This is a genomic window from Pilimelia terevasa (assembly GCF_014647915.1).
Lineage (GTDB): Bacteria > Actinomycetota > Actinomycetes > Mycobacteriales > Micromonosporaceae > Pilimelia > Pilimelia terevasa.
This window is the reverse complement of the sequence record NZ_BMQC01000025.1, coordinates 25,987-33,018: the sequence shown is the minus strand read 5'-3', so window position 1 is coordinate 33,018 and position 7,032 is coordinate 25,987. Positions and strand designations below refer to the sequence as shown.

9 protein-coding genes are annotated in these 7,032 nt (G+C 67.4%); 7 read left to right on the top strand and 2 right to left on the bottom strand.

The window, feature by feature from the left end; genetic code table 11:
- The coding region (locus tag IEY75_RS20040; protein WP_189115947.1) for a pentapeptide repeat-containing protein at window positions 1–1,309 on the bottom strand (1,309 nt) is incomplete at its 3' end.
- Window position 1,310: 1 nt separating this feature from the next.
- Window positions 1,311–1,823, bottom strand: a complete 513-nt coding sequence (locus IEY75_RS20035) for a hypothetical protein (RefSeq protein WP_189115946.1) — start codon at window positions 1,821–1,823, stop codon at window positions 1,311–1,313.
- A gap of 669 nt (window positions 1,824–2,492) precedes the next feature.
- On the opposite strand from IEY75_RS20035, the gene IEY75_RS20030 reads away from it, so the two are divergent.
- From IEY75_RS20030 to IEY75_RS20005, 7 genes are all read left to right on the top strand, one after another.
- A complete protein-coding gene (locus IEY75_RS20030) occupies window positions 2,493–2,852 on the top strand; it encodes a DNA-binding protein (RefSeq protein ID WP_229789946.1) in 360 nt (119 codons plus the stop codon).
- A gap of 167 nt (window positions 2,853–3,019) precedes the next feature.
- On the top strand, window positions 3,020–3,487 hold the full coding sequence (locus IEY75_RS20025) for a hypothetical protein (protein WP_189115945.1): 468 nt from the start codon (window positions 3,020–3,022) through the stop codon (window positions 3,485–3,487).
- The gene (locus tag IEY75_RS20020; protein WP_189115944.1) at window positions 3,484–3,768 is read left to right on the top strand and encodes a DNA-binding protein; all 285 of its coding nucleotides are present in this window, start codon (window positions 3,484–3,486) and stop codon (window positions 3,766–3,768) included. Before IEY75_RS20025 ends, IEY75_RS20020 begins: the two co-directional genes overlap by 4 nt.
- 91 nt (window positions 3,769–3,859) lie before the next feature.
- Entirely contained in the window at window positions 3,860–4,840 is a 981-nt protein-coding gene (locus IEY75_RS20015) for an N-terminal phage integrase SAM-like domain-containing protein (protein ID WP_229789944.1), read from the top strand.
- Window positions 4,755–5,264 (top strand): tyrosine-type recombinase/integrase, encoded by a 510-nt coding sequence (locus IEY75_RS21140; RefSeq protein WP_229789948.1) that lies wholly within the window; start codon window positions 4,755–4,757, stop codon window positions 5,262–5,264. Before IEY75_RS20015 ends, IEY75_RS21140 begins: the two co-directional genes overlap by 86 nt.
- 405 nt (window positions 5,265–5,669) lie before the next feature.
- Window positions 5,670–6,512: a helix-turn-helix domain-containing protein gene (locus IEY75_RS20010; RefSeq protein WP_189115943.1), complete on the top strand. Its 843-nt coding sequence runs from the start codon at window positions 5,670–5,672 to the stop codon at window positions 6,510–6,512.
- Window positions 6,499–6,738 carry a hypothetical protein gene (locus IEY75_RS20005; protein ID WP_189115942.1) on the top strand — a complete coding sequence of 80 codons (240 nt, stop codon included), beginning with the start codon at window positions 6,499–6,501 and terminating at the stop codon, window positions 6,736–6,738. Before IEY75_RS20010 ends, IEY75_RS20005 begins: the two co-directional genes overlap by 14 nt.
- The last annotated feature ends 294 nt before the right edge of the window (window positions 6,739–7,032 follow it).

Here is a 7,032-nt window from a genome sequence, read left to right as displayed (position 1 = left end):
GTTGCTCCGCTTCCTCGACCCGGCCCTGCTCTGACAGCAATGAAGCCAAGCCGCCCAAAGCATCCTGCCTGCCGGCATCGATGGCGCGGCGATACAGTTGCTCCGCTTCCTCGACCCGGCCCTGCTCCGACAGCAACGAAGCCAAGTCCATCAGAGGTTCAGTCTCCGCTTTTACAAGGCTAGCTGAAACAGACGAGACCAGAGCAGGTACAGCCGATTCAATTCGGCTCTCCTCCGTGCTTGCAATGTCTCGCAATGATAGAGTGCCGTCGAATCGGGCGTCGTCGAAAACCAGTCGCCCATTAACGCTCACGCCATCAAAGTACGCCTCACCAACGAAGCGAGCGTCTCGGAGCGTAACCCCTGCAGAGAAGTAGCAGTGCATAAGCTCAGCGGTGCCTACGAAAGAGGCGGACTCAAACGAGGTCTCCGCCTCGAATCTCGCACGACTGAACGTAACCCTGCCGCCAAAGTACGCCCGATCGAACCGCGTCTGACCCAGTGCACTTATCCAACCAAACTCCGCGACGCCGGCGAAGCGCGCATGCGAGAAAATTGCATCACCGGCGAACAGCGACTTTTCAAATGTGACCCCGTTGTGGAACTGAGTTAGGTCGAAAGCTGCATCACCGTGGAAGGTCGACTGTTCGAACGAGGCAAAGCCCTCGAAAACGGCTTGAGAGAAAAGAGCGTACTGGTCCGATGCGGAATTCCGAAACGACGTAAGCCCAAAGAACCTGGCCCCCTCGAAGGACAACGTTCGGGTCCTACAGTGGCTAAAGTCAAAGTCGACTAGTGTTGCATTCCGAAGGTTTAGATCTATTCCTGGCCAGAATTCCCCGCCGCCCTGAGAGAGCGCGCTGGCTCTAAGGTGCCTGGTCAAGATTCGCTGAGCCAAGGCTAGCCCATTCTTGGCCTCGTCCGACAGGCTGCGGACGCTCACCTCCTCGTCGAATTCCTGAGCCTGGGCCGCCGCTTGCCGAACATAACGGCACACTTCATCGACAACAGTTTGGCGCAAGCCTGGGTCTGAATCAGCCTGCGCTTCCAGCTTCAAAAGCACCGCAGTGTGTTCCGCTTCCGGCATACGGAGCTGCTCAACGAGAGGAACAATATTTGGGCGTTCGAGAGCCCGACGAGCGCGTGACCTCCAAACTTCGACCAAGCCGAGGATCACGGTACCCACTAAAGCGCCGAATACCGCAACCCACGAGGAAGCCTTGGAGTCGCTCGCCAAGTTGACGAACACTCCAATAACTGCGGCAAGGATTGCCGCTAGCAACGCAAGGACGTAGCGACGTAGCCTCATCTCATGTCGCCTTTGCCCTCAACACCATTGCGACAGTACTAAGCGCCGCAACTGCCGCAACCGCACCAAAAGCGCCTGCCTGCCAGACGCTATTAAGATAGCTTCCCATAATGCCAGCTGCGCCCGAGAATATTGGCGAAATCAAGCCCAGCGAAATGTCAAGCTTGCCGCGTCTCGCACCTTCGGTAGACCGTCGGAGTCGTTCCTCCGCTTTGATGGTCAAACTAGCAGTGTACTCTGCCGTTTCAGCGCTCGGTTCACGCTGAGCGCGTTCGAGGTCACGCATCTTTGCGCACAAATCGTCCGCGAAACGCTGCATCGACTCCCCGACTTTGCCGCGTGCTCCATCGGAGACGATTCCGTCAAGAACAACTGACACGGCTACGTCGATTCGGCTTGAATCCGTCGATTGGATGAAGTACTGCGCACGTGCTTGCTGGTGAACAGCGCTTGCTTGTTGTGGTGGTGAGGCACTTGCGGACCGCTGCGAACCCGGGTTGTCCGGTGCCGTCACTGTCACTCCAATCGACCTCTAGACGCTCAATCCCAACTACCGTGCGCGGCACCATGAGCGGTCGCCTTTCAGGCGGTGGCGCCAACCCGGATTCATACAGAAGCCGTCGGCAGAGCGGCGCTGCCATTACTGTACCGGCTGAGCGCTAGGAGGGGAGCCTGCCGTCGGCAGGCCGAGTAGGACTTGCTTGGGCGAAGCAAGCCGTTCCATCGCGCCGAGCTTGTGATCAGCGGCCGAACGCACCACATCCGAGGACCCCGCCGGCAGCACGTAAGCGTGCGTGCCGGCGGGGTCTTCGTCACGTCAGCCAAGGAGGCCGATCCCATGTCCCTGTTCATCCGCGCCTGGCGCCGGCTGGCCGCCCGGGGCCGCCGGCAGAACCGCGCCGGGCCTGGCGGCCCGCTTCCGATCCGGGTGTTGCGCCAGCTCGCGGCGACGCACCGATGTCGGCTTCACCCTCGCCGAGGAGGCCCACCAGATCCACCGCAGCGGCCGAGCCCTGCTTCCGCAGGGCCGACGCCGCCGCGGCGAGCCGATCCCGGCCATCCGGCCCGGCACGCACATCGGCCCGTACCGACACCTCTAGCAACCCGTCCCAATGGCCGGACCCGACATCCGCAAGCAATCGGATGCCGGGTCCGGCCATCTTCTTCTCTCAGGAGTTCTTGTATGTCTTCCCACGACAACACCAACCCCCGCACCGGCCGTCATGTCGGCGTCCACCGCAAGACCAGCCGCTGGCAGCTACGCCGGTCCACCACGACCGAGACCATCACCACCGACCGCGCCAGCAAGCCGGGTCCGGCGGGACGGTCGCGGTGGACGGCGCAGGAGATCCGGGCGCTGGGTGTGTCCACCGACCTGCAGACTGCCGCCTCGATCCTCGGGCTGCGCCCGCTCTCGGGCTATCCGATCAACTCGCGCGGGGCTTTCCCGGTGCCGGTGATCGCGGTTGGTGGCCGGTACCGGGTGCCGGTCGCGCCGATCCTGGACCTACTCGAGCGGACCCGCTGGCCCGCCCAATCCTGACCGGATCCTGTTTCACCGGCCGCCGGCGGCACCCGACGCGCTCGCCGAAGGCCGAGCTTGGGTGCCGCCGGCGGTTTCGCTTTCCGGCCCGCCGCCGACAGCCCGCCCCGCGGTGCTGCGCTACGCGGCGGGCCGGCCCCCGTGACGTCGCCCTCCAGGAGCCCACCATGCCTTCGACCTCATCCCACACTCACCCCACCGCCGGCCCGGCGCGGACCGCCGCGGCCACCAGGCGCTTCCTACGACCGGCGACCCGGATGGCGCGCATCCTGGCCCGCCACCCGAACCTGCACCGCACCCAACCACACAACCCGCCGCTGGCCCGCATTCCCGCCGCGGAGCTGCTCGACTACATCGACCTGCCGGGCCTGGTCGACGAACTGCTGACCGCGCCACCGCCCGGTGCGGTCCGCACCGTGCGCAGCCGCAACGGGACCACCGTCACGGTCCTGCACCACGAATGCTGGAGCCTGATCGTGCGGCGCCGCCGCACGGCCGCGGACGTGTGCCTGTTCCACCTTGGCCTGTGCAGCCCGGTACTGGTGGAGCGGGTGCACGGGCTCCGGCGCCCGGTCTGGCAGGCGATGATCGACGCGGTCGCCGCCGCCCGCCGCCTCCCCAGGGGCCGGCCGTGAGCGGCGGCAAGGGTCGCGCCAACGGGTGGACCGCCGCGCAGATCCGGGCGCTGGGAACCCTGGTCGACATCCCCACCGCCGGGTCGATCTTCGGCATGAACCGCACCGTCGCCTACGACGCCGCCCGCAGAGGCGCCTTCCCCGTACCGGTCATGACCGTCGGCAAACGCCGCTGGGTGTCCGTCCTGTCCATCATGGCCGTGCTCGGGATCCCCACCGAAGCCCCAGCCCGCCCCGAACCGCCGACCGGCGGCGGGTCGGCCGGATCGCCGATGACTTGATCCGTTCCCGAATCGGAGCGTTGATCAACCACGCGACGTAAGAAGCACGAAATTCGCAAACCCCTATTCGACCCGCACCAGGAGTGTGCCCATGCCCCGGCCCGACAACTCAATCACGAAACGATGCACCTGCCGAAAGCCCAACAAGAAATTCGTCGGCGTCACCTGCCCGAAACTTCGCCGCGCCGACGGGACGTGGAACCCGCACCACGGCACCTGGACCGTCCAGGTAGAACTCCCGAACACCGCCGACGGCACCCGCCGCCAGTTCCGCCGCTACGGCTACCCGCTACGCGAGGACGCGGTCGACTACCGCGACGCGGTCCGCGAACTACTCGCCTTGGCCGGTGACGACCTCGACGTAAGGCGCAAGGTCGCCGACCTGCTCCAAGGGCTCAAGCAGGGCGAGCCGCTGCCGGACCGCGACGCGGTATCCCGCCGGATCCGGGCCGGAGTCGCCGTGCACGCCGACAACCTCACCGGCGACTACCTACGCGAGTGGCTGGACTCCCGGCGCGGGAAACTGTCGCCCAAGACGGTACGCAACTACGACGACCACATCCGCCTGTATTTCCAGCCGGAGATCGGAGATGTGCCGCTGCAGAAGCTGCGCACCCACCACATCCAGGACGTCTTCAACGCCATCGACGACCGCAACGACGAGATCCTCGAGGCCCGCGAAAGCCGCGACTCCGCGGTCCGCAAAACGGTCAAGGGAGTGCGCCCGGTCGGGGCGGCGAGTCAGCAGCGGGTCAAAGCCACCATCCGCAAGGCCCTCAACGACGCCATCCGCGTGCACCGGCTCATCGAGTACAACCCCGCCATCCACATCGAACTGCGCCGGCGCCCCACCCAAGCCCAGGCTGTGGACGAAGAAGGCGATCGCGCGGTGGCAGCGCACCGGGGTGCGGCCCTCACCGGTGATGGTCTGGACCCCGGACCTGTTCGGTCAGTTCCTCGACTACGCCCACGAACACGCCCCGGACATCGCACCGGTCTACGAACTCATCGGCCAACGCGGGCTGCGTCGGGGCGAGGCATGCGGGCTGCCCGACGACGCGGTCGACCTTGATGAGGGGGAGATCAGCATCGAGCAGCAGATCACCAGCGTCGGCTACGTCCCCATCACCAAGAACGTCAAGACCGACGCCGGCGTCCGGCAGCTTCCCCTGGCTGACGACACCACCGGCAGCCTGCGCGGCTACAAGGCGCAGCGCGCCCGGTGGCGACTCAAGGCCGGCAGGAAGTGGGTGGCCAGCGGGCTGTTCTTCGTCCGACCCGACGGCACGGCCTGGCACCCCGAGCAGCTCAGCCGAATGTTCTACAAGCTGGTGCGCGACGCCGGGCTGCCACCGGTGCGGCTACATGACCTGCGCCACCTGGCCGCCACCATGATGCTCGCCGCCGGCGCCACCCTGAAGGAAATCCAGGACACCTCGGCCACGCCAACTACCGCATCACCGCCGACCTATACACCTCCATCCTCGAAGAACTGAAAAAGGAGACCGCCAACAAGACCATCAAGCTCGTACCACGCAATCACCGCAACGCGGCGTAACGAACGGTTGGGCCCCAGCCGCCGGCTGGGGCCCAACCGCCGTCCGAGCCAGCGGACGGACCCAGATCGACCGGCTGCGCGGCACCCTTCAAGTAACTGCCCAGCAGCACGGCCGTTTCCTCCGGTCGAAGGCAGCATGATCACCGGGCGCGCCCGGCCAACCGGGTCGGGCACCTCCGCGCTGGCACGCCCGCCGTAGGGGGAATCGGGAAACCGCCGGCCCGGGCACAATCCAGTTTGTGCTGGCTGGGCGTACCGTCCTCAGTTGCCGGTTGGGCCGGTGCGGGTAGCGTCGGGAGGTGCGATGGGTCAACAGCCACGCCGACTGACGCCGGCCGCTTCCATGTCGCACTACTTCGGCGCCGAGCTACGCCACCTGCGCCTCGCCGCCGGCCTGTCCCAGGCCGAACCCGGACGCAAGATCAGGTACACCGCTGACACCGTGCGACGCTGCGAAACAGCCGAGCGAGTCCCGTCGGACCGGTTCGTCGCCGACTGCGATGCGGTGCTCGGCGCGCGTGGCGCCCTCTCGACGTTGTGGAAGACGGCTCGCTTCCACGCCGTGCGCCGCCCGACCGCCGGCGACGCCGGCTTCCGGGCAACCGCACTGGACCGCCCAGCCCTGGAATGGCTGCTGGGCACCCTGCGACCCGAAGCCGCCCCGCGGGCATTGGCTGCGCCGGACGAGGTTGTCCTCGGTCGGGCGTCCGGCGAGCTGGAGCGGCGTCGGGAGGCCGACCACCAGTACGGCGCCGGCGTCGTGCACGAGCAGATCACGGCGCTGATCACCGGCGAAGTCGCTGCTTTGCGGTCCGCATCTGATGGCCCGGCTGCCACACCAGCGGGCCGCAGCCTTGTGGTGGGGGCGTACGAACTCGCCGGTTACGCCGCCGTGGATGTCGGTGCCGTCGGCGCGGCCCAGCAGCTTTACCTCGACGGGCTGGCTGCCGCCCACACCGACCGCCTTTACGGCGGGTACCTCCTCGGTGTCAGCCTCGCCCACCTCGCGCTGCACTGCGGCGACGCCACCACCGCCCTGCGGATGCGCCAGGCCGCAGCGGCGGGAACCAACCGCTGCTCCACACCCGCCGTCCGCGCCGCACTGTCGGCGGTGGAGGCGCGCGCCCACGCCCCGCCGCGGCGACGAAGCGGCATGCACACGCGCGCTGGCCATGGCCGACCGTGAACTCGACGCCGTCCGCCCGGGTGAGGAACCGGCGTGGATCGGCTACTTCGACGGCGCCTACCTCGGCGACGAACGCGCACACTGCCTGGTCGACCTCGGCAAGCACCGCGCCGCCCAAGCCGACGTGCGCCAGGCCGTGGCCACGCTCGCGCCCACCCGTCGCCGGCGCCTGGCCATCGACACCGCGCGGCTGGCCACCTCGCTGGCCGCATCCGGCGACATCTAGGAGGCGTGCGCCGTCGGCCGCACCGCCGTGGATCACGCGGCGGCGATCGCCTCGCTGCGTAGCTCCCAGCGAGTCCTCGCGGTCTTGGCGCGTCTGGCCGATCACTCCGGCCTCGCCGCCGTCCGCGAGTTCCGCGAGTACACGTCGCAGCGGCTGGCACCGATCGCAGGTGACGCCGAGGCGGCCTGAGGTCCGCTACCGCGGCCCGCTGCTGCCGACGAGCTGCCGTAGGCGTCCGTAGAACGAATGCTCCGCCTCCAATGCCGCGGCCAGGGCCGCCGGTACGGTCAGATC

Coding starts and splice junctions, on each gene's coding strand:
- IEY75_RS20015 (WP_229789944.1), top strand. CDS start 3,860: ATGCCCCGGCCCGACAACTCAATCACGAAACGATGCACCTGCCGAAAG.
- IEY75_RS20010 (WP_189115943.1), top strand. CDS start 5,670: ATGTCGCACTACTTCGGCGCCGAGCTACGCCACCTGCGCCTCGCCGCC.
- IEY75_RS20025 (WP_189115945.1), top strand. CDS start 3,020: ATGCCTTCGACCTCATCCCACACTCACCCCACCGCCGGCCCGGCGCGG.
- IEY75_RS20005 (WP_189115942.1), top strand. CDS start 6,499: ATGGCCGACCGTGAACTCGACGCCGTCCGCCCGGGTGAGGAACCGGCG.
- IEY75_RS20030 (WP_229789946.1), top strand. CDS start 2,493: ATGTCTTCCCACGACAACACCAACCCCCGCACCGGCCGTCATGTCGGC.